Consider the following 24,302-nt stretch of genomic DNA (forward strand, 5'->3'; position numbering starts at 1 on the left):
ATCATGACAGCAAAAATCATATTAGTAATAGCATTAATCTTAAGCATTATTATCCCATTTGGAGCATTTCTTTTAGGAGAAAAGAAAAAAGGTAATTTAAAAGCAACTTTAATCTGTAATGCATTTTTCTTCTTTGGTACCTTAGTTCTTGCAGACATCTTATTATTCAGCGGAAAAGTATCTGCTGCTGAAGCTGCCGATGCTGTAGCAAGTTCAGTTGATGGCTGGAGATATATAGCAGCTGCCCTTTCCACTGGTTTATCCTGTATCGGTGGTGGTATTGCCGTTGCTTCTGCTGCTTCTGCTGCCTTAGGTGCTATGAGTGAAGATTCCAGTATCATGGGTAAAGCACTTATCTTTGTTGCTCTTGCAGAAGGTATTGCATTATACGGCTTAATCGTATCCTTTACAATCTTAGGATAATTATTCATACTACAACAAGGACGCTTGCCGGGCAAAGAAATGAACTTAGGGAAGCGTCTTATTAACTCAAGTTATTATATAAGAGCAGTTTCTACATTTCTTAAAGACACTAGGTTTTATACTAAGATAAATTCTCTGAGAAATGCAAAATATGTTCTAGAAGTAACCTAACTTATTAGGAGGTAATTGTATGCGCATGTTTCTTATCAGCGACAATGTCGATACTTACACAGGAATGCGCCTTGCAGGCGTTGATGGCGTTGTAATACATTCAAAAAAACATTTAAAGCAGCAATTAGATAAAGCCATTGCGGATTCAACCATTGGTGTATTATTAATTACAGAAAAGTTCAGCAGAGAGTTTCCTGATTTAATCAATGATGTTAAGTTAAACCGTAAGCTGCCTTTAATTGTTGAAATACCTGATCGTCACGGAACCGGACGTAAGCCCGACTTCATTACTTCCTACGTAAATGAAGCCATAGGAATTAAATTATAGAAACAAGGAGATAGCATATGACTTTAGACGAAAAATTAGAACAATTTTATAATGCTGCTATGGAAAGTGCTACAAGTCAAAATATTCAGATTATTGATGAATATAAAAAGTCTCTCCAAATAATATTTGACGAACACAAGAAAGAAGCTTTAAGAAAAGCAGAAATCACTTATCGAGTGGAATCTGAAAAGCTAATCCGTGAAAAAAACAGGGATCTTTCTGCAGAGGCTGTTCATATAAAAAGAAAATTAAGTGAACAATCAGCTGAATATACGGATAAATTATTTGAGGAAGTATCTGCAAAATTGCAGGAATATATGACTACATCTAATTACTTTGACTTATTATGCAGTCAGATTAAATCAGCCAAAGATTTCGCACGGGACGAAGATATCACTATATATATTAATCCTACCGATACAAACTTAAAAGCTTCCTTAGAAGCAAATACCGGTGCGGTCTTAACTGTCAGTGACCGTGATTTTATTGGTGGAACCAGAGCAGTTATCCAAGATAAAAACATACTAATTGACAGCTCCTTTTTAACCAGACTGGCAGAAGCAAAAAGTACATTTACATTATAGCAATACGTTTTATCCATTTAGTCAATTGTGCGACTATCTTCTATGTATTGGAAGTAGTCAAAATCAAAGCAGGTTAAGATTAGTAGCAAGTCATCATTGTTTTAGTGCTTTTACCTGCTTCTAGATAGTGTTTCACAATTGTCTATTTATTAATTCATTCTAAGAAAGGGGAGTATTCTCCATTATGAATATAACAGGAAAAATATACGGAATTAACGGACCAATTGTATATCTGGCAGGAAACCAAGGCTTTAAAATGGGCGAAATGGTACTGGTTGGTGAAGAAAAACTGGTTGGTGAAGTAATTGGCTTGAATAAAAAAGAAACAACTATTCAGGTATATGAGGAAACAACAGGCTTAAAGCCAGGCGAGATAGTATACTCTACCGGCTCAGCTATTTCTGTTACCTTAGCACCTGGAATTATCGGAAATATTTTTGATGGAATTGAGCGTCCCTTAAAAGAGATTTCTGCACAATCCGGTGCATTTATTACAAGAGGTGTCAGTGTAGATTCCCTGAACGTAGAGAAATTATGGGATGTCCATATCACAGTAAAAGAGGGCGATAAAATCTACGGTGGAACAATTATAGCAGAAGTACCTGAAACCAAAGCCATCGTTCATAAATCTATGGTACCTCCTGAAGTACAGGGTGTTGTAACCAAGGTTGCTCCTGACGGAAAATATACCATTAACGATCCTATCGTTACTATAAAACTTGCAAACGGTGAAGAAAAAGAATTGACTTTAACACAAAAATGGCCTATCCGTGTTCCAAGACCCACTGCAAAGCGATATGCTTCTGACCGACCTTTAATTACCGGACAGCGTATCCTTGATACTCTGTTTCCCATTGCCAAAGGCGGTACTGCTGCTATCCCCGGTGGTTTTGGTACCGGTAAGACAATGACACAACATCAGCTTGCTAAATGGTCTGATGCTGACCTTATCGTATATATCGGCTGCGGTGAACGTGGAAATGAAATGACAGAGGTTTTAGAGGATTTCTCTAAATTAGTCGATCCAAAATCCGGTAACCCCTTGTTAGACAGAACTACACTGATTGCTAATACCTCAAATATGCCGGTTGCTGCACGTGAAGCTAGTATTTACACCGGTATAACTCTGGCTGAGTACTACCGGGATATGGGTTACCATGTAGCAATTATGGCTGACTCCACCTCCCGTTGGGCAGAAGCGCTTCGTGAATTATCCGGACGTTTGGAAGAAATGCCTGCAGAAGAAGGCTTTCCGGCTTATCTTGCTTCCAGATTATCAGGCTTTTATGAAAGAGCTGGTTTTATGCACAATTTAAACGGTACAGAAGGTAGTGTATCCATTATCGGTGCTGTATCTCCACAAGGTGGTGACTTTTCAGAACCAGTAACACAAAACACAAAACGGTTCGTTCGTTGCTTCTGGGCACTTGATAAATCATTGGCTTATGCAAGACACTTTCCGGCTATCCAGTGGCTAACAAGCTACAGTGAATATGTATCTGATTTAGCTCCTTGGTATACATCCAATGTAGGCGGTGACTTTGTAGACTGTCGTAACCAGTTACTTAGCATCTTAACACAGGAAAGCCAGTTAAATGAAATTGTTAAGTTAATCGGTAGTGACGTTCTGCCGGATGATCAGAAATTAGTCTTAGAAATTGCAAGGGTTGTACGCCTTGGTTTTGTCCAGCAGAATGCTTATCATCCTTCCGATACTTACGTACCTCTGGCCAAACAGCTAAAGATGATGCAGACCATTCTCTACCTGTTTTCAAAATCCAAGCAGCTGATTGCACTGAATATGCCTATGTCAGTTTTGAAGGCTGAGGATATTTTTGATAAAGTAATATCCATCAAATACGATGTGGCTAACGATGAGCTTCATAAATTTGATGATTACAAAACAATGATAGATAATTTCTATAACACTATAATGGCTAAGAACGCATAAGGAGGGCAAGTACTATGGCAATTGAATATTTAGGACTCAGTGAAATAAACGGCCCCTTGGTTGCTCTTGAGGGCGTTCGTGGTGCCTCCTACGACGAAATCGTTGAACTATCTGTAGAAGGTAAAAAAAAGTTAGGAAGAATTGTTGAAATATATGATGATAAGGCAGTTATCCAGGTATTCCAGGGTACAGAAGAAATGTCTCTTAATAATACCCATACTAAGTTAACCGGTCACCCCATGGAAATATCCTTATCAGAAGACATTCTGGGCCGTGTTTTTAACGGCATCGGCCAGCCTATAGACAACTTGGGAAATATAGCTGCTGAAACCAAAAGGGATGTAAATGGTCTTCCCTTAAATCCCTGTTCCAGAGAATATCCCCGTAATTACATTAAGACCGGTATATCTACCATTGACTGTCTTACAACCTTAATTCGTGGACAAAAACTTCCTATTTTCTCCGGAAATGGTCTTCCACATGACCAACTTGCCGCTCAGATTGTTAAGCAGGCCTCACTAGGAGAAAATAGTGATGAGGATTTTGCAATTGTATTTGCTGCCATGGGTGTTAAGCACGATGTTGCTGACTTCTTTAGACGTACCTTTGAAGACAGTGGTGTTATTAATCACGTAGCAATGTTCTTAAACCTGGCAAATGACCCGGTAGTAGAAAGATTGATTACACCAAAGGTAGCCTTAACAGCAGCAGAGTATCTTGCTTTTGAAAAGAACATGCATATTCTGGTTATCTTAACCGATATGACCTCCTTTGCAGAAGCAATGCGTGAAGTGTCCTCTTCTAAAGGTGAAATACCAAGCCGTAAAGGTTATCCCGGATACCTATACAGCGAACTGGCTACTCTTTATGAAAGGGCTGGAATCGTTCGGGATTGTAAAGGGTCTGTAACGCAGATACCAATACTTACAATGCCAAATGACGATATTACGCATCCAATCCCTGACTTAACAGGATATATTACAGAAGGACAGATTGTTTTAGACCGTTCTTTGCATCAAAAGTCAGTGTATCCTCCAATCAGTGTACTGCCTTCCCTTTCCCGTCTTATGAAGGACGGTATCGGTAAAGGCTATACCAGAGAAGATCATCAAGATTTGGCAAACCAGTTATTCTCCTCTTATGCAAGAGTAGGTGATGCGAGAGCTTTAGCAAGCGTAATCGGTGAAGATGAATTATCTGCCATAGATAAGAAGTATCTGAAATTCGGTGTTACTATGGAACAAGAATTTATTGCACAAGGGCATCAGGAAGACCGTAGTATAACAGAAACTCTTGATAAGGGTTGGGAACTTCTTACCATCCTGCCAAGAGAAGAACTTGACCGTGTAGATACTAAAATTCTTGATAAATATTTTAAAGCTCCTGTGGAGGAAGATACAGCATCTTCTGAGGAAGATGATATGTAATTCAGACAGGCATGGATTAAGTTGAAAGGTTAAATTTTAAAGAGCCTCTTTCAACATCCTGATTTTTATGCGTGCTTTTGCACGCAGATGGGAGTTAAGTTGAAAGGTTAATTTTTAAAGAACCTCTTTCAACATCCTGATTTTTATGCGTGCTTTTTGCACGCAGATGGGAGTTTATTATGAATCCAAATACTTTTCCAACCAAGGGAAATTTAATACTAGCAAAAAATTCTCTTGCCTTGGCAAAACAGGGTTATGAACTCATGGATAAAAAACGAAACATCTTAATCCGGGAGCTTATGGACTTAATTGATAAAGCCAAGAATATTCAGACAGAGATTGATGGAACCTTCACCAACGCTTATAAGGCTCTTCAAAAAGCAAATATTGAAATGGGTATACGCAATGTTGAAGACTTAAGCAGTACTATTCCGGAGGAAACTTCAATAGAAGTCAAACAGCGCAGTATTATGGGTGCTGAGATTCCTTTGGTAGAATTCGATATTTCTGAAAGCAATAAACCAACCTATTCGTTTTTTAATACCAGATTATCCTTAGATGAGGCAACGAACCGCTTTAAAAAAGTGAAAGAGCTTACCCTTCGTTTAGCCATGATTGAGAATGCTGCATACCGGCTTGCTACAAGCATTAATAAAACACAAAAACGTGCCAATGCACTAAAGAATATAACCATTCCTTACTATACAGGGTTAACCCGTGACATTCAAAATGCCTTAGAAGAAAAGGAACGTGAGGAATTTACAAGATTAAAAGTAATAAAGAGAAGACGGGATGAAGAATAATATCAGACTGGTTTATCAAAAAGGACGTGATTACATATCTCGTCCTTTTTTGTACTTGGCTATTACCACATATATTAAACTTGTATTTACAACTGGTTTAAAATATAATAAACTATAGTACAACTATACATGGTTTCAATCAATTTAAATATGGAGCTAACTATGAACCGGAATGAACTATCAAAACATGTGGTGCTAAGCCACTGGATTAAAGACAATATTATTAATGGAACCTTTCAAGTTGGGGAAAAAATACCCTCTGAGAACGAGCTTGCTGCTAGATTCTCTTACAGCCGCCAAACCGTTAGACAGGCAATCGGTAACCTAGTTGCGGAAGGAATTCTTATAAGGGAACAGGGCAGCGGCACCTATGTATCCAATACAAACAAAAAAGCACCTTCTGAAAAAACTATGCGAGTAGGGGTTATTACCACCTATCTGGACGATTATATATTTCCTAGTATCATTCATGGCATCGAGGAAGTTTTAACTGACAATGGTTATACTATGACCCTTGGTATTACACACAATAAGCCTTCTGATGAAGAAAATTGTTTACTTCAAATGATGCAAAGCGGAGTAGACGGTTTGATTGTAGAGGGTACAAAATCTGCCCTGCCAAATGCCAACAGCCGTCTGTATGGACAACTTAAGGAACATAATATTCCAACCGTTTTTATTAATGGATATTATAATAATTACAGTAATTCTTATATTGTAATGGATGATATAAAGGCCGGTAGTATGGTCACTGACATTTTGATAGAAAACGGTCATACTAACATCGGCGGGATTTTTAAATCCGATGATATCCAAGGTCTAAGGCGCTATGAAGGACTTCAAAACTCTTTAAAAATGAATAAACTTCCTTTATTGGATAAATCCATCTTATGGTACACTACAGAAGATTATTACTATTTTTTTGAAGGAAGCATGGATACTATTATTTTGGAACGTTTTGAAGATGTTACGGCTGTGGTCTGCTATAATGACCAGATAGCTGCTGCCCTTATAAAACTTTTAAAACGGAATAGTAAGTCTGTTCCAGAAGATATCTCCATTGTCAGCTTTGATAATTCTTTTTTAGCTAAACACATGGTTTTTAATCTGACTTCTGTTGTCTATCCTTCAAAAAAGGTAGGTAAACGTGGTGCTGGACTTCTGCTCCAATGCATGAACAATCCCTTTTTAACAGAACAGATTGTACTGGAGCCAACAATTAAAATCAGAGAATCCGTCAAGAAAATCAATGAGTGAAAATAACAAAAACTGCACATAAAAACTTGATATTTTTCTTGATTTTTTAATATAATTCATATAGAATAAAGATATAACAAGTTGTACGTACATGTTAAAAATATGTACACACCATTACGATCTTATCATTTTAAGGAGGTATACAAGATGCCAAAATATTCAATTGGTGTTGATTTTGGTACTTTATCCGGGCGTGCACTCTTAGTAAATGTTGAAACCGGAGAAGAATTAGCCGATGCTACATTAGAATATCCCCATGGAGTTATGGATGAAACGCTGCCTTCTGGCAAGAAACTTGCACCTGACTGGGCTCTTGAGCATCCACAAGATTACTTGGATGTATTTGCTGCTACAATTCCTGCTGTGTTAAAAGAATCCGGAGTTTCTAAAAAAGATATTATAGGTATAGGAATCGATTTTACTGCCTGCACCATGCTGCCTGTCAAAGCAGACGGAACCCCTTTATGTTTTCTTGATAAATACAAGGATGACCCCCATGCCTACATAAAATTATGGAAGCATCATGCCGCTCAGGATAAGGCAAATCAATTAAATGATATTGCTGCTTCCATGAATCAGGATTGGTTATCTCGTTATGGAGGGAAAATTTCCTCTGAGTGGATGTTTCCAAAGATTTGGCAGACTCTAGAAGAAGCTCCCTATATATATGAAGAAGCAGATTTCTTCATAGAAGCTGCTGACTGGGTAATCTGGCAATTAACAGGTGTTCAAACAAGAAACTCCTGTACCGCAGGTTATAAAGCTATGTGGCATAAACAAAAAGGATATCCTGAAAAAGAGTTTTTTAAAGCCCTTGATACCCGTCTTGAAAATGTTGTTGAAGACAAATTAAACTGCCCCATTACTCCACTTGGAGCTGCGGCAGGAACGGTCAGTGAAAAAGCGGCTGCCTTAACAGGACTAGAAGCTGGTACTGCTGTTGCTGTTGCCAATGTAGATGCCCATGTAACTGTTCCTGCTGTTAAAATTGACGGTCCTGGAAAAATGTTAGCTATAATGGGTACTTCTACCTGCCATATTCTCTTAGGTACAGAAGAACATAATGTACCCGGAATGTGCGGTGTAGTAGAAGATGGTGTATATCCTGGATATTATGGTTATGAAGCCGGGCAATCCTGTGTAGGGGATCATTTTGCTTGGTTTGTAGAAAACTGTGTAAGCTCAGAATACTATGAAGCCGCCAAAGCTGAAGGCTTAAATATACATCAGTATCTGACAAAAAAAGCTGAGCAGTTAAAGGTTGGCCAAAGTGGCCTGGTTGCCCTTGATTGGTGGAATGGGAATCGTTCTGTATTAGTTGATGTTGACTTGACTGGTTTAATATTAGGTATGACACTGCAAACAAAACCGGAAGAAATTTATCGCGCCCTAATTGAAGCAACTGCCTATGGTACCAGAAAAATTATAGAAACCTTCCGTGCTAACGGTGTCCCGGTAGATGAGTTTTATGCCTCTGGCGGTATATCTCAGAAAAACCCTATGGCTATGCAAATCTATACTGACATAATACAGGTACCCATTAAAATAGGCGGAACTTCTCAAGGACCTGCACTGGGTAGTGCTATCTTTGGTGCGGTTGCTGCCGGTACAAAAAACGGCGGTTATGACGACGTCTTTAAAGCTGCACGAGTAATGGGCAAATTAAAAGATACTCTTTATACACCAATTGCTGAAAATGCAGCTGTTTATGATAAGCTGTATGCAGAATATTCAATCCTTCATGATTATTTTGGCCGTGGTGATAATGACGTAATGAAACGTCTAAAAGAAATAAAAAAAAAGCAAAGCATATAAAAGCTAAATGTATAATTATACAAAACGTGAATCAAATCAAGTATGTTCATACCAGAGCTTCGATTTAAATCACTGAATCTATTGAAATATAAATATACTATCTTTACTTTACCATCAATGAAATAAAATGAATTATTACAGGAGGAATATTATGTCAACATTAAAGCGTTATGAATTCTGGTTTATTACTGGATCACAGCATTTATATGGACCGGAAACTCTAAAGCAGGTAGCTGAACATTCTGAAGTCATTGCAAAAAGCTTAAACGATTCTTCTCTGATACCTTGTACCGTAGTATTTAAACCTATTGTAACAACTCCGGACGAAATTACAAAAATCATGAAAGAAGCCAATTATGCAGAAAACTGTGCCGGTATCATCACCTGGATGCATACCTTTTCTCCTTCTAAAATGTGGATTAACGGTTTGACGATTTTAGAAAAACCTTATTGTCACCTGCATACACAGTTTAACCGTATTATTCCCAACGAAGGAATCGATATGGACTTCATGAACTTAAACCAGTCAGCCCATGGAGACAGAGAACATGGTTTTATTGGCACCAGACTTCGTATGGCTCGTAAAGTTATTGCCGGCTACTGGGAAGATGAAGATGTCCAAGGTAAAATCGGTAGCTGGATGCGCTCAGCCATTGGTGCACTAGTAAGCAATACTCTTAAAGTAATGCGTTTTGGCGATAATATGCGTCAGGTTGCTGTTACTGAAGGTGATAAAGTAGAAGCACAGATTAAATTTGGCTGGCAGGTAAATACAACTGCCGTGGGTGATTTGGTAAAAGAAATCAACGCCGTAACAGATGAACAGATTGATGCATTAATAAAGGAGTACAAAGAAAAGTATGTAATTGCTACAGATAACCTTGACTCAATCCGTTATCAGGCAAAAGCAGAAATTGCAATGAAAAAGATGCTGACAGAGGCAAACTGCGGTGCTTATACAAATACGTTTGAAGACCTATATGGAATGGAACAGTTACCAGGCCTTGCAAGCCAGCGGTTAATGGAGGCAGGATTTGGATACGGCGGTGAAGGTGACTGGAAAGTATCTGCCATGACCCACATTATGAAACAGATGGCCGAAGGTCTTAGCGGCGGTACCGCTTTTATGGAAGACTATACCTACGATCTTACTAAAGGCAACGAATTATCCTTAGGTGCTCATATGCTTGAAGTATGCCCTACCTTAGCAGCAGATAAGCCAAGAGTTGAGGTGCATCCACTTGGAATCGGCGGTAAAAATGATCCGGCAAGACTTGTATTTGAAGGTCATCCAGGAGATGCCATCGTTGCTTCCCTAGTAGACATGGGTGGTCGTTTCCGTTTAATTGTACAGGATGTAGAAGCTGTAAAGCCTATTTACGAGATGCCCAATCTCCCTGTAGCACGTGTTATGTGGAAGGCTTTACCCGATTTAAAAACAGGTGCTGAATGCTGGATTCTTGCAGGTGGTGCTCACCATACCGTATTCTCCTACGCCTTAACAGCGGAACAGATGCAGGATTGGGCAGAAATGATGGATATTGAATATGTTCATATTGGCAAAGATACAACAATCGAAGGATTAAAACAATTGTTATTCCTTCAGGATATTGCCTGGAAGCTAAAATAAGCCCCGGAAAGGACGTATACATGTTAGAAAACTTAAAAAAACAGGTTTTTGAAGCAAATATGCTTTTGCCAAAACACGGCTTGGTTACTTTTACTTGGGGTAATGTATCCGGTATAGACAGAGCAACCGGATACATTGTCATAAAACCCTCTGGTGTAGAATATGACGTTATGAAGCAAGATGATATGGTAGTCGTAGATTTAGAGGGTAGTGTAATAGAAGGAAGCTTAAATCCTTCCTCTGATACAGCAACCCATATAGAACTTTACAAAGCATTTCCTAATATAGGAGGTGTTGTGCATACCCACTCCCGTTGGGCTACCACTTTTGCACAAGCCGGTATGGGAATCCCTGCCTTTGGCACAACACATGCTGATTACTTTTATGGTGAAATTCCTTGTACCAGAAAAATGACAACGGACGAAATAAATGGTGCTTATGAAAAAGAAACAGGTACCGTTATTATTGAACGCTTTGCAAAAGGCAGTATTGAAGCTGACGATGTCCCCGGCGTTGTTGTATATAGCCATGGCCCTTTTACCTGGGGTAAAGATGCTTATAATGCCGTGCATAATGCCGTGGTATTAGAAGAGGTTGCCTTTATGGCTTGGCATAATCTTTCCCTCTCACAGGGAAAATTAGTGCCTATGCAACAAGAATTACTGGATAAACATTATCTAAGAAAGCATGGCAAAAATGCTTATTATGGACAGAAAAAATAAAAAAGTGAAACGCCTATTCATTATAAGCTATCCTTTAACCAAATGTTAGATGAATTTTTTAAAACTGCTTTACAATTATGTCAGGAACGATAACTAAGAATTTTGACCCGTTATCCTGGAAACATAACTTGTAAGGCAGTTTTTTTACCCTCTTAATGCTGTAAAATGTCTATTTAGAACTATTTTTCTCCCAATTACTTAATTTTTTATGAAGAGACCTTTTTTTCTTGATACAACCTGTAAAATCATCTATAATATAATTATTGTTTTTCTACTAGAATTTTCATTCATACAATATTGAAAAATAACCAATACTACTAAAAATAGTTTTATATAAAGGAGCTTTTATGAAAAAAACACTTATTTTAATTAGTGCGTTATGCTTATTGTTTAACAATACTGCTGTAACCTTTGCTATGGCTCAATCTACCTATAATGCTGCAACATCTGGTATTAATCATACAATAGAAAATAAAAATACAACTGTAAAAACTACTAAGACAAAAGAAACAAAAGTATCCGCCTGGCCTGAGAATCAGCCACAGGTTAACTCTGAGGCAGCTCTAGTAATGGAAGCCTCCACAGGTGCTATTCTTTATTCTAAAAACCCACATGAAACCTATTATCCTGCAAGCATTACCAAAATACTTACTACTTTATTAGCTATAGAGAATTCATCTCTTAATGAAACTGTAACCTTTTCTAAAAAAGCTGTTTACGATGTAGATTTAAGAAGCAGCCGAATTGGTATTGACGTGGGCGAAAAACTGACCATGGAACAAAGTTTATATGGAGTTATGTTAGAATCTGCCAATGAAGTATCATATGCCGTTGCAGAACATGTGTCTGGTACTGTGGATGCGTTTTCCGACTTAATGAATAAAAAGGCCAAGGAATTAGGCTGTATGGATTCCAATTTTACCAATCCTCACGGCTTACCGGATGAAAACCACTATACCTCGGTCTATGATATGGCGCTTATCGCAAAAGCTGCCATTAATAATGAAACATTCAAAAAAATAACCAATACGAGAACCTATGTTATTCCACCCACTAATATACAGGAAGAAACAAGGTATCTGGCAAATCATCATAAGTTTATTAAAGGTGATATGTCTTTTGACGGTGCAATCGGTGGTAAAACCGGATATACTTCAAAAGCTAAATATACTTTAGTAACTTTTGCCGAACGAAACGGAATGACCTTAATCAGCGTTATTATGTTCTGTGATTCGATTGCTAATGAATACGCAGATACAAAGGCTTTATTAAACTTTGGCTTTGATAATTTTAACATATATAATATAGCAGATTCTGAGAATCCTGGTAATACCAGTTCAAATTCTCTGTTTACAAAGTATGTACCTTTATTTGATCTTAAAACCTCATGTATACAGCTTAGCAACTCAGGTAATATCATTCTCCCTAATGGTGCAGCCTATGAGGAAGCTGAAAAAGAAGTTGATTTTATACCCATAAAAGAAATAAAGACAGGCGATAATGTCATAGGCAATATACAATATACCTATGACGGAAATTTAGTTGGATCGACTAACATTATTTATAAGGAAGATATTACTGTTTCCAAATTAGAAAATTCCTTCATACCTGTCACAACCCATGTGGATAGCACAATCATTACTTCAGATGATGAAAACAGCATTAAACCAATTATAATAGGAATTATTATTGGCGTAATTGCTCTTTCCTTTACTTTGTATATTGTCATTGTAGAGTTGCCTTACCGAAGGAGAAGAAATGCTTATTGGGAGAAAAAACGGCGTAGAGGTACCTGCAGCAAAAGAGATTATGTTGATTTTTAATCATATGATATAAAAAAAGAAAATATATATAAACAAGTTAGTTTATATAAACAAATAAGATATATATGAATCTGAAATATATTTTCAGATTCTTTTCTGTGTCCACTTTCCGGATTATACTAGAAAGAACTAGTAATTATTATTCCCAATCAATAATTTTAAGTGCCGGCCATTTCTTCTTCCATTTTTGGCATTTGCTTACGTATGTATCTTTAGTAATCTGGGTTTTATTAGCTCTAATAATCTGACCAAACATATCATTAAGACCAAAAGGTGCATAAACCTGCAAGTTATTCCCAATCATTTTTATACCTATAGAAGTGGCAGTTGTCGGCCAAGTATTAATTGCCTCTTCTAGGGAGGTGTAGGGCTTTAAATCATATCCGTAACGATCCTTATACCACAGATGAACTCTTGCCTGATTTTTAACATCTATATCCACTGGTAAGTGTGAGAATTGTTGTTTTACTTTTTGTATAACACAGTCCTCTGCTTCATAGGATATATCAGTATTATCAAAATAGACAAAGTCAACATCCGAAATACCATACATTAATTCCATATTATTTTGATAATTCCATACCGTTTGGCAAATACACCCTGCACCTATGTAGTAATTCTTAAGATGTAAAAATTGAGACATTTTTAGAATTTCTAATAGTATATCGTTTTTTGAAACAATAGACAAAAGTAATTCTTTTTGTGAATCTAAATCAATATTATGACCAAGCATAAAACACTCCTTTATTCTATAATTTTACAGCAAGATTATATAAAAAAAGTCGCTTACACTTTAAACGACTTTCATTTTATATATAGACTGCACCTAACTGGATTCGAACCAGCGGCCTACCGCTTAGGAGGCGGTCGCTCTATCCTACTGAGCTATAGATGCATGACTGTCTTTAGACAGCAAAACTATTCTACTATTTTATTAACAAATAGTCAACACTTTAAAGAATATTTTTTAGAATTCAGTTAATTCAAACATTTTTCTGAATTAAAATCAATATTGCCTTGCAGCCATATATTCCCTTTAAATCTTCTGCCTACTACCGGTTCTCCATACAAATCTTTTTTATTAATTAATACCTGAAATATTACATCGTTACAAGAAATCGTTAGTACATATAATTCTTCTCCGGTAACCTCATTGGTTAAGGTATCCATATCGGTTATTATTCCAAGTATAGAATAATTATCGGATTCTGATCCATAAGGAGTAAAAGATGTTTCAACAATTGTGTATATATCTTCAAATTTTGCCCTTCGCGATATCATGGCATACATATCAATATCATCTATTGTAAGACTGTCAATTGCCTCCTGATTGCCTTTTTTAGCTTCAGCAATCAATTGCCTGCGGTAAAGAACATCTGCACTATTATTTTTAGCCAGCTTCTCGTCATGTTCCATGGGAAGTAGTATTTTTCCAGATACTGACAATGCAGATAAGTAAATCGAAAAAAGCCTGTCAGGTTGCTTGTTATCCTTACCTTCCATGAGATAATCTACTACATTCTGCAAATAAAAAATCAGAGAAACCCCCAGTCGGACATCGTCACACATTCCGGTATAAGCATCGGTATCTACTCTTTTTATAATAGATACTTCCTCTTTTGTACTCATATAATTACTCTTAAAATAAGGAAAATAGTGTTCCATATAAAACTTACCATCACCATCATATTCCCCACGGACAGTAATGCCCATCTGTTTCGAGAATAACTTCGAAATTTCAGCAAAAGTTTTATTATTACTCTCATTGTATGTTTTCTTTTCTGTCGGTTCTTCCGTAATTAAATTTATTAATCTATCTAATTCTAAACGGTCTGTTATCTCACTAAATCCGATTGCTCTTAAAAAACTATGCACAGTCTTTCACCACCTAACTGATGATAATTCGCCTTCATCAAAAAAAGAGTCTAGCTTATTTATCTTACCCATATTATTAAATAATATACAAATTTCAATGTATCTATTACTTATATCATATTTTTGGTTTACTGGCAAGAGTAATCCACTGAATTGAAAAAATATTACTTTTGGTTATTATATGGCTAATACTCGTTCCTCTACTCATCTTTGATAATTGGAATTTACTCAAATAATGGGTTTTGTAATCTCTCTATTTTCAAAGGCTTAAAAGGTTTCACCAATATATTATTTAATTAAATGAAACTTTTATAGCCAGATATAAAGATACATTCTAGCATTTATACACCACAAAAAGGCTATTCTTATTTAATATCCACAATTTCCTGAAGATATCAACCTAAGAATAACCTATTAGAAAGGAGGAATACTTACAACTCGATTGTATCCTCAATCATAATAGATAATTCCTTTTTTAAATCTTTCTCAATCCAAGTCTGATATTTATTGCCATTTGCATCTGAAATCATATGTAAAACCGGACGGGTGGGGCATTTTATATTTTGTCTGATAACAATCCCTTTCTCACCACGATTTGTTACTACTACCGTTCCATTGGGATAGGCTGCAACTGCTTCTATAAAACAATTAACGATATCGAAATCAAATTTTACTCCTGCCTGACTGACTATATAATCAATTGTATGGTGAACCTTCATCTTAGGCACCAAAAAACCATACACAAAGCTGTCAAAAACATCACACACGGCTACTATTTTACTTCCTATTTTAATTTTATCCTCCTTTTTATGAAAAGGATAACCAGTTCCGTCCAGCCTTTCGTGATGACAAAGAATAATATCCTTTGCCCCTAAAGAGAGCCAATCTTCTTTTACAACAGAAGAATAACCTAGTATAACGTGCTTCATTAACTCTTTTTGTTCTTGTTTACTGCTTTTTATATAATTAAAATCCATGTAGTCAAAAGGCATTAAATTATAGCCAATATCATGAAGTAAACTGCCAATGGCTATCTCCTTTACCTTTACTTTAGGAAGCCTTAAGCGCAGTGCCAGAAGCACTGACAGGGCACATACATTAATCGAGTGTGAATAAGTACTCTCACTTTTCCTCCTCACTCCTGATATACTAAACATAACCTCTGGTTCCTCGATGATATCAGACATTATCTGCTCTGCTACAGATTGAATTTCTACTAGATCACCATTCCCCTGATAGGAGTATTTATCAATTATTTCTTTTACTATATCCTGGCACTGATCCTTAATTTTTTCTTCGATACTGTCCTCATCATCCAAACCAACAGATAATTCATCATTCACATATATATAGTAAATTCCCAATTCCATGAGACGTTTTACATACTCTCTCTTTATAACAGATCCTGCTGACATAATTACAATTCCACTGTCACTCAGAATATCTTTAGCAAGCAATTCATGTCCCTTGATTGAATCAAGTAACATTCTTCTCATACGACACACCTCGTAATATTAACATTTGCGGACAAGAGTCTTAAGTGTAATTCTAAATCTAATTTTCTGAGGAAAATCATCCACTTAATAATACAATATCCAATTATTTATTTAATGTCAATAATTTCATAAATATAATTAAAAATTAATTTTTAGTAATTGTTATATTTTTAACATTTTCATAATTTTGGTTGTTTCTTTTTGTACTATTTTTATATCGACATTTTAGTCTTTGTTAATAATGCACAATTATAACAATTTTATCCTAATTATTTTTACATTTTATTGTAATAATTATATAAAATATTATTTGACAAAATCTGAATTCTTTGTTATATTCATAGTGTGAATTTCATTTATGACAAATTGTTAAATAATTAACATAACAACTGCAAAATAGGAGGATTTTAAGTATGAGTGAAAAGAAACAACCAACAGCACAAGAGCATGTTGATCTTCTTGTGAAAAATGCACAGGTAGCCTTAAAAGAATTTATGAATTTTGATCAGGAAACCATTGATAATATCGTTCATGAAATGGCTTTAGCAGGTTTAGCAAAGCAACAATATCTTGCTAAATTCGCTGTAGAAGAAACCGGAAGGGGTATCTACGAGGATAAAATCACTAAAAATATATTTGCTACCGAATATATTTGGCATTCTATCAAATACCAGAAGACAGTTGGTATCATTGAAGATAATGAAGAAGAAGACTTTATGATGGTGGCTGAACCCATCGGTATAGTAGCTGGTGTCACTCCTGTAACAAATCCAACCTCAACAACTATGTTTAAAATTCTATCATGTATTAAAACCAGAAATCCTATTATTTTCGGTTTTCATCCTAGTGCTCAACAGTGCTCAAAGGCTGCAGCTCAAATTCTATTAGATGCCGCTGTCAAGGCAGGTGCTCCAAAGAATTGTATTCAATGGATAGAATATCCTTCTGTTGAAGCTACAAACGTATTAATGAATCATTCAGGTGTGGCTTGTATCCTTGCAACGGGTGGCCCTGGCATGGTTAAAGCTGCTTATTCTTCTGGTAAACCAGCTCTTGGTGTTGGACCTGGTAACGTACCATGTTTCATTGAAAAAACGGCTGTATTAAAAAGAGCTGTAAATGACTTAGTACTATCAAAATCCTTTGACAATGGTATGATTTGCGCTTCAGAGCAGGCAGCAATTATTGAAGCTCCTGTATACAAAGAAGTGATTGAGTTAATGAAAAAGGCCGGATGCTACTTTGCAACCAAAGAAGAAATCAAAAAATTAGAACCAGTTGTTATTAATATAGAAAAACACTCCGTTAACCCTGAAATCGTAGGTCAGTCTCCTGTGAAAATTGCTGCACTTGCAGGTATAACAATTCCTGCGGATACAAAGATTTTATGCACAGAAATCGAAGGAGTCGGTCTTGAATATCCACTATCCATTGAAAAATTATCCCCTGTCCTTGCAGTGATTAAAGCAAAAGATGTGGAAGATGGTATGGTTTTATGCGAAAAAATGTTAGCAAACGGCGGAATGGGTCACTCTTCCGTACTTCACTCCTCAAACCAAACAATAATTGAAGAATTCTCTAATCGTATGAAAACGGGTAGAATTATTGTTAACTCTCCGTCCACACATGGTGCAATAGGTGATCTTTACAATACCAATATGCCTTCTTTAACCTTAGGCTGCGGTTCCTATGGCGGAAACTCTACAACTCATAACGTATCTGCTGTTGACCTTGTGAATGTCAAACGAGTAGCAAAGAGGAGAAACAATATGCAATGGTTTAAAGTTCCTAGCAAAATTTATTTTGAATCCGGTTCAACGGCATATTTATCCAAAATGCCTAATATCTCAAAAGCATTCATCGTAACTGACCCCGCTATGACCCAGTTAGGATATGTAAATAAAGTTTTGTACCAATTAAGAAATAGAGAGCAATATGTTCATTGTGAAATTTTTGATCAGGTTGAACCCGATCCATCTTTAGAAACCATCATGAATGGCGTCGACTCCATGAACAAGTTTAAACCAGATGTAATCATTGCACTCGGCGGAGGATCAGCAATCGATGCTGCTAAAGGTATGTGGTTATTCTATGAAAATCCGGAAGCCGACTTTAAAAATATGTCCTTAAAATTCTTAGATATCAGAAAGAGAACTTATAAGTTCCCTGAACTTGGAAAGAAAGCACAGTTAGTCGCTATTCCTACGACCTCAGGTACAGGTTCTGAAGTAACCTCCTTTGCTGTTATCTCAGATAAAACAGAGAACAAAAAATATCCTTTAGCAGATTATGAGTTAACTCCTGATGTTGCAATTATTGATCCTGACTTTGTTATGTCAGTTCCTAAGAAATCAACTGCTTGGACCGGTATGGATGTATTAACTCACGCCATTGAAGCTTACATCTCAATCTTGGCATCCGACTATACCGATGCGTTAGCAATTCATGCAATAGAAATGGTATTCACTTACCTGAAGAGATCCTATGAATTAGGAGCAAATGATCCGGTTGCCAGAGAAAAAATGCATAATGCATCAACAATTGCGGGTATGGCATTTACAAATGCTTTCCTTGGTATAAACCACTCCTTAGCACACAAATTAGGTGGAGAATATCATGTACCCCATGGTTGTGCGAATGCTATCTTATTGCCACACGTAGTTCGCTATAATGGTACTTCCTGCCCTACAAAATTCACGGCTTGGCCAAAATATGAGAATTATATCGTAGGTGATAAAATATTTGCCCTCATGAACAAATTAGGATTTAAACCAAAGAATAATGACGATGCGGTAGAAATTTTAGCAACTGAAATTGAAAAGTTAAACGAATTTTTAGAAATACCTGCAACATTAAAAGAGTATGGACTTGATGAAAAGAATTATTTATCTAAAGTAGGTACCTTAGCTGATTTAGCTTTTGGTGATCAGTGTACAACTGCTAACCCTCGTCTTCCATTGGTAACAGAATTAGAAAATATATATTTACTTGCCTACTATGGAAAGGGTAATATTCCTGAGAAAAAATAATATACTTCGATGGATGAAGCATACTATATGCTTCATCTATCCATTTTCATATATTATATAGTTTTCATAAATTATCCACATTAATGAACTGTTCTAATGCAATTCGTCAACAAATTGTTCTATTCTCTATTTTATGTGGATAACCTACAATACAAAAGGAGCATGACATATTTATACGTGTCATGCTCCAAATTTTTATTCCATAAAGTTTTTTGTTTTTTTAGCTTCTTCTAATGCTAGTTTTTCTTCTTCTGCTAACACTACAAAGGATTCCCCTTTTATTATCTCCTTAATATATGTATAACAACCTTCCCTACTTGAATGCATACTATTTAAAATAAACCCATTGTTTTCATCATTCAATAATGCCAATGCAAAACTTAACTTTCCACCCATTTCTTTAAATGCATCATATTTTACGATACCCACTTTTTGATATGTAAGTAGTAGGTTTTCTGTTACTTTATCTATTTTTATTTTTAGTCTTTTACTTTCTAGCTTTAAATCTTCTAATTCATTAAATTTTACTGTAAACTGTGTTTCAAGACTTTTCCCATCCGCACCATTCATGAAACTTCTATATTTCTTATTTATTTTGCTATGCTTTATTAGCAAAATAATAACTAAGATAAACAAAAACAGGGAAAAACCAGCTAATCCGATAACTATATAACCTAAATCTAAACCAATGCTATCAATTACATCCATCTAATTCTTTCTCCTTATTTAATTGTTTCAAACAAATCAATGAGCCTTTCCAATTCTTCCATAGAGTAATACTCTATTTCTATTCGCCCATTATCTTTTGCTTTCTTCTTAATTGTAACTTTTGTTCCCATAATTCTTTTTATTTTTTCTTCAATGTTTTTATAAACAAAAGAATCGTCTTTTGTAATGGCTACTTCCTTTACTGCATCTTGTTCACTTTCAGAAAGCACCTTCTTCACAAGCTTTTCGGTCTCTCTAACACTTAACTTTTCATCAAACACTTTCATAGCTATTAAATACTGTAATTCCTCATCTTCAATAGACAATAGTGTTCGAGCATGTCCACTAGAAATCATTCCATCTATTAACATTTGTTGTACCTTGGTCTGTAATTTTAACAAACGCATCGAATTGGTGACAGCGACACGACTTTTAGAGACTCTTTCTGCTACTTCATCTTGTTTTAAATTGAATTCTTTTATAAGATTCTGATAAGCAATTGCCTCTTCTATCGGATTTAAGTCTTCTCTTTGAATATTCTCAATTAAAGCAATCTCCATTATTTCTTGTGGAGAATAGTCTTTAATAATGGCCGGAATCTTTTTCAAACCGGCAACTTTAGCTGCCCGCCATCTTCGTTCACCAGCAACAATACTGTAGTAATCCTCTATCTTTTGTAGAATCAGCGGCTGTATAATCCCTACTTGCTTAATAGATTCTGCTAATTCTTGAATAGCATCTTCATCAAAATTTTTTCTAGGCTGCTTTTTGTTCGGCTCAATTTTATTTAAATCAATTAATGTTTCACGTGAAACATTATCCATTTCCTTTTTAGGAGATGCTGATTTAGGCTTTTCAATTCTATCTGGAATCATGGAATCCAACCCTTTACCAAGACCATGTTTTGCTGCTGCCATAATAAATATCCTTTCTTATAATTTATTTATCTTGTAATTGAGAAACATATAATTAGTGTACTAAAGAATTAGATAAAATCCTCCGAATAGGATATAATTCTATTACATCACACTTTTAGAAATCGACTTTGACTAATTCCTTTACCTAGTTAGTTGCTTCTTAGTTATGTATACTATTTATAATATTTGCTTGTATATTAATATATCAAACATCTTTTTCAATTACTTCCTCTGCAAGGTCTCGATATCCATCGGCGCCTGCAGATCTAGGGTCGTAAATATTTATTGGCAACCCATGACTTGGTGCTTCAGCTAAACGAACATTTCTTGGAATAATTGATTTGTATATATTTTGATGCAAATTAGATTTAACGTTTTCTACTACTTGCAATGAAAGATTTGTCCTGGCATCAAACATGGTAAAGACGACTCCTTCTATATCCAAGTCTGGATTCAATCTTTCCTTTATTAAGTTAATTGTATGTATTAACTGGCTTAATCCCTCCAATGCATAATACTCACATTGAATAGGAACTAAAACAGTATCTGCTGTTGTCATAGCATTTACAGTTAAGGTATTTAATGAGGGTGGACAATCTATAATTACATAATCGTAGTCATTTTTAATTTTATGTATTTCTTTTTTTAAGATATATTCTTTCTCTTCAATTCCAATAAGCTCTATTTCAGCACCTGCTAGATTCACATTGGAGGGTAACAATGACAGATTTTCAAAGACATCCTGTAATAGACATTCTTTTAAACTACAATTACCAATAAAAAGTTCATAAACCGTATTCACCAGATTATTTTTATCGATTCCTAATCCACTCGTAGTATTACCCTGTGGATCAATATCTATGGTTAATACCTTTTTCCCCTTTTCCGCCAGGCAAGCAGATAAATTTATGGCTGTTGTTGTCTTACCTACGCCGCCCTTCTGATTAGCCACTGCTATAATTCGTCCCATGCTTTTCCCCCTTTTCAGGTTTATTCTTTAGAATACAATGTGACTATTAGATTTATATACTTTTATTATATATTTTAAATATAGTTTTGTTATATTCGCGTCTATCATTATATCATTAATTAAGTCATATATCCATAGTTTCAATAAGAAATTATCAAAAGAATCTAATAAATATCTTACTTTTACTGCATTTAGTAGTTACTAGTTGGACCTTTAATAAATAGAATTGTAATAAAAGTATAATTATAAGCTAACTTTATATTAATCCATTCTGTAATCAAATGTTTCACGTGAAACATTTATTACTTAATAATATTTTTAAATATCTAAACAATAACTATTATTAATATTACACTATTCTATCCCTTATAAACGCACTCTGATATTACATTTTTTATCATACTATATTCATTCTTTTAACTACTCGTGTGGAAAACTATATATAATGTTTCACGTGAAACAATAAAAGCGCACAAATTACCTTTGCACGCTTTGTTTTGATTTACTCTAATTTATTTCAAAATCAATTTAGCTGATTTATTAATTACAACTTTATTAATTAATATAACTCTACAATATTATTCTTTATTGCATATACCGCAGCTTGTGTTCGATCAGATACACAGATTTTTTTAAATATATTTGATACATGATTTTTTACTGTTTTTTCACTAATAGAAAGATTATAAGCTATCTCCTTGTTAAACAATCCTTCAGTTAATAATCTCAATACTTCCAATTCTCTTTTTGTTAAAATACTATCTTCTGTAAGTATATCCTTTTCTTGATTCTCCAGCTTTTCCTTTAATATAGGAACTAGCTCTGCTTGAATATAATTTTCTCCGCTATAAACTGAGAAAATCGCCTTACGTAACAATTCACTTTCTGAATCTTTTAATACATATCCATCTACACCAATATCGACAGCCTTAACTAAATATTCTATTTCATTATGTATAGTAAGAATTAGAATTTTACTTCGGCACTTTCTCTCCTTTAACTTCTCTAAAACTTGAAGTCCGTTCATCTGGGGCATGTTAATATCCAATAATACAACGTCCGGTTTTTTATCTTCAATTACTTGCAAGCAGGATAATCCATCACCGGCTTCCCCTACGATAGTGATATCACCTTCTAACTCCAGGAGCTGCTTTAATCCTTCCCTAATCATCCTGTGGTCATCGGCAATAACAATCTTTATAGACTCCTTCATTTATATACCCTCCTTGAAATATTCAGCGGGACTTTAACACTTATTGTAGTACCCTCATTTTCTTTTGACTGTATATCAAAATCTCCCGCTAGAATTATAATTCGTTCCTTCATCATGGATAATCCATGTCCTGAGATAACATTCGTTTTTGCTTCTTTATATCCATCCATTTTAAAGCCTTTTCCGTTATCCTTTATGCTTAATAAAATAGAATCAGCTTCATAACCAATTTCAATAATGATTTTTTTTGACAAGCCATGCTTTATTGCATTATTACAAGCTTCTTGAACTATACGGAATAATGTAAGGTTAATTACCGGTAAAATACTTTTTTCCTCATCATTCATTTTTAATACAATATCTACCTCGTGATTTTTAGTAACATCTCTTATATATCGTTCAATAGTGGCAATGAGACCCAAATCATCTATGGACATAGGTCTTAATCCAAAAATAATGTTACGCATATCATTAATGGTTGTTTTAATTGTATTAATCATTGTTTGTAATTCAAGCTTAGCACGTATAGGATCTATATCAATTAATCTAGTACATAACTCTGTTTTATGCATCATATTGGTTAAATTTTGCACCGTAGAATCATGAAGATCCCTAGCAATTCTTTTTCTTTCATTTTCTTGTGTTTCTAAAACATTTATACCCATTTCAAAATTAATATTATCAAAAGAAGACGCGCAGTCTTTTACCGTTTCGGGATCTTCGATAGAGTTACTTTTTAACGTATAAAAACAATTCATAAGATTATCCAGACTGTTTTTTCTATTGATATGATATAAAAAACTCTCTTCTGCACTTTTTAAATTTGATTCTATTTCTAATTTGCTTTGATTGAGTACATGGATACTTTTTTCTTTTTCTTTTATTGCACCTGGTATAAATAAATCAGCTGTTGAATTATTCTTTTTTATTTCTTCAATATTTTGATTAATTCGGCTTAATTCTTCTTCAAAGCTTTTTATACTAATATTAATCTGATCAAGTTCTTTCTGGGTGACCTCCTCATTTTGTTTTATGAAATTTAGAGCATCCTTTAATTGTTCCATAAAACCCATATTATCATCTTGATGTATCATAATAATGTAACTCTCCCTATTTTTTATCTATATAATATAACAAATTTTGCTTTTTTTAAAGACTTA

20 protein-coding genes and 1 tRNA gene are annotated in these 24,302 nt (G+C 35.1%); 12 read left to right on the forward strand and 9 right to left on the reverse strand.

Annotation, left to right across the window (positions count from 1 at the left end; genetic code table 11):
• Positions 1-3 precede the first annotated feature (3 nt).
• The 11 genes from acsn021_RS22585 to acsn021_RS22635 all read left to right on the forward strand — a co-directional run bounded on the left by acsn021_RS22585 (position 4) and on the right by acsn021_RS22635 (position 12,934).
• Positions 4-423: an ATP synthase subunit C gene (locus tag acsn021_RS22585; protein WP_184092821.1), complete on the forward strand. Its 420-nt coding sequence runs from the start codon at positions 4-6 to the stop codon at positions 421-423.
• Between the two features lie 190 nt (positions 424-613).
• Complete coding sequence (locus tag acsn021_RS22590; RefSeq protein WP_184092822.1) at positions 614-922, forward strand: V-type ATP synthase subunit F; 309 nt, start codon at positions 614-616, stop codon at positions 920-922.
• Between the two features lie 17 nt (positions 923-939).
• The gene (locus acsn021_RS22595) at positions 940-1,506 is read left to right on the forward strand and encodes a V-type ATP synthase subunit E (RefSeq protein ID WP_184092823.1); all 567 of its coding nucleotides are present in this window, start codon (positions 940-942) and stop codon (positions 1,504-1,506) included.
• 184 nt (positions 1,507-1,690) lie between these two features.
• A complete protein-coding gene (locus tag acsn021_RS22600; protein WP_184092824.1) occupies positions 1,691-3,457 on the forward strand; it encodes a V-type ATP synthase subunit A in 1,767 nt (588 codons plus the stop codon).
• 14 nt (positions 3,458-3,471) lie between these two features.
• Complete coding sequence (locus acsn021_RS22605; RefSeq protein WP_184092825.1) at positions 3,472-4,884, forward strand: V-type ATP synthase subunit B; 1,413 nt, start codon at positions 3,472-3,474, stop codon at positions 4,882-4,884.
• 179 nt (positions 4,885-5,063) lie between these two features.
• On the forward strand, positions 5,064-5,687 hold the full coding sequence (locus acsn021_RS22610; protein WP_184092826.1) for a V-type ATP synthase subunit D: 624 nt from the start codon (positions 5,064-5,066) through the stop codon (positions 5,685-5,687).
• Between the two features lie 162 nt (positions 5,688-5,849).
• Positions 5,850-6,944, forward strand: coding sequence for a GntR family transcriptional regulator (locus acsn021_RS22615; RefSeq protein WP_184092827.1), 1,095 nt, complete (start codon positions 5,850-5,852; stop codon positions 6,942-6,944).
• Between the two features lie 147 nt (positions 6,945-7,091).
• Positions 7,092-8,759: a ribulokinase gene (araB, locus tag acsn021_RS22620; protein WP_184092828.1), complete on the forward strand. Its 1,668-nt coding sequence runs from the start codon at positions 7,092-7,094 to the stop codon at positions 8,757-8,759.
• A 151-nt stretch (positions 8,760-8,910) separates the two neighbouring features.
• On the forward strand, positions 8,911-10,389 hold the full coding sequence (gene araA, locus acsn021_RS22625) for an L-arabinose isomerase (RefSeq protein ID WP_184092829.1): 1,479 nt from the start codon (positions 8,911-8,913) through the stop codon (positions 10,387-10,389).
• A 20-nt stretch (positions 10,390-10,409) separates the two neighbouring features.
• Positions 10,410-11,111: an L-ribulose-5-phosphate 4-epimerase gene (araD, locus tag acsn021_RS22630; protein WP_184092830.1), complete on the forward strand. Its 702-nt coding sequence runs from the start codon at positions 10,410-10,412 to the stop codon at positions 11,109-11,111.
• A gap of 347 nt (positions 11,112-11,458) precedes the next feature.
• The gene (locus acsn021_RS22635; protein WP_184092831.1) at positions 11,459-12,934 is read left to right on the forward strand and encodes a D-alanyl-D-alanine carboxypeptidase family protein; all 1,476 of its coding nucleotides are present in this window, start codon (positions 11,459-11,461) and stop codon (positions 12,932-12,934) included.
• Between the two features lie 139 nt (positions 12,935-13,073).
• On the opposite strand, the gene acsn021_RS22640 is transcribed toward acsn021_RS22635, so the two are convergent.
• The 4 genes from acsn021_RS22640 to acsn021_RS22655 all read right to left on the reverse strand — a co-directional run bounded on the left by acsn021_RS22640 (position 13,074) and on the right by acsn021_RS22655 (position 16,305).
• Positions 13,074-13,667 carry a nucleotidyltransferase family protein gene (locus acsn021_RS22640; RefSeq protein ID WP_184092832.1) on the reverse strand — a complete coding sequence of 198 codons (594 nt, stop codon included), beginning with the start codon at positions 13,665-13,667 and terminating at the stop codon, positions 13,074-13,076.
• An 88-nt stretch (positions 13,668-13,755) separates the two neighbouring features.
• Positions 13,756-13,829: transfer RNA gene (locus acsn021_RS22645), tRNA-Arg, on the reverse strand.
• 83 nt (positions 13,830-13,912) lie between these two features.
• Positions 13,913-14,809, reverse strand: coding sequence for a DUF3881 family protein (locus tag acsn021_RS22650; RefSeq protein WP_184092833.1), 897 nt, complete (start codon positions 14,807-14,809; stop codon positions 13,913-13,915).
• 431 nt (positions 14,810-15,240) lie between these two features.
• Positions 15,241-16,305 carry an HD-GYP domain-containing protein gene (locus acsn021_RS22655; RefSeq protein ID WP_184092834.1) on the reverse strand — a complete coding sequence of 355 codons (1,065 nt, stop codon included), beginning with the start codon at positions 16,303-16,305 and terminating at the stop codon, positions 15,241-15,243.
• 413 nt (positions 16,306-16,718) lie between these two features.
• On the opposite strand from acsn021_RS22655, the gene adhE reads away from it, so the two are divergent.
• Entirely contained in the window at positions 16,719-19,334 is a 2,616-nt protein-coding gene (gene adhE / locus acsn021_RS22660; protein WP_184092835.1) for a bifunctional acetaldehyde-CoA/alcohol dehydrogenase, read from the forward strand.
• A 195-nt stretch (positions 19,335-19,529) separates the two neighbouring features.
• On the opposite strand, the gene acsn021_RS22665 is transcribed toward adhE, so the two are convergent.
• The 5 genes from acsn021_RS22665 to acsn021_RS22685 form a co-directional block, all read right to left on the reverse strand.
• Positions 19,530-20,042, reverse strand: coding sequence for a DUF4446 family protein (locus acsn021_RS22665; RefSeq protein ID WP_184092836.1), 513 nt, complete (start codon positions 20,040-20,042; stop codon positions 19,530-19,532).
• Positions 20,043-20,056: 14 nt separating this feature from the next.
• A complete protein-coding gene (locus tag acsn021_RS22670; RefSeq protein ID WP_184092837.1) occupies positions 20,057-20,959 on the reverse strand; it encodes a ParB/RepB/Spo0J family partition protein in 903 nt (300 codons plus the stop codon).
• A 205-nt stretch (positions 20,960-21,164) separates the two neighbouring features.
• A complete protein-coding gene (locus acsn021_RS22675; protein ID WP_184092838.1) occupies positions 21,165-21,929 on the reverse strand; it encodes a ParA family protein in 765 nt (254 codons plus the stop codon).
• Positions 21,930-22,488: 559 nt separating this feature from the next.
• The gene (locus acsn021_RS22680; RefSeq protein ID WP_184092839.1) at positions 22,489-23,142 is read right to left on the reverse strand and encodes a response regulator; all 654 of its coding nucleotides are present in this window, start codon (positions 23,140-23,142) and stop codon (positions 22,489-22,491) included.
• Entirely contained in the window at positions 23,139-24,236 is a 1,098-nt protein-coding gene (locus acsn021_RS22685) for a sensor histidine kinase (protein ID WP_184092840.1), read from the reverse strand. The genes acsn021_RS22680 and acsn021_RS22685 overlap by 4 nt, the downstream gene beginning before the upstream one ends.
• Between the last annotated feature and the right edge of the window lie 66 nt (positions 24,237-24,302).

Source organism: Anaerocolumna cellulosilytica (assembly GCF_014218335.1).
In the GTDB taxonomy this organism is placed as follows: Bacteria; Bacillota; Clostridia; order Lachnospirales; family Lachnospiraceae; genus Anaerocolumna; species Anaerocolumna cellulosilytica.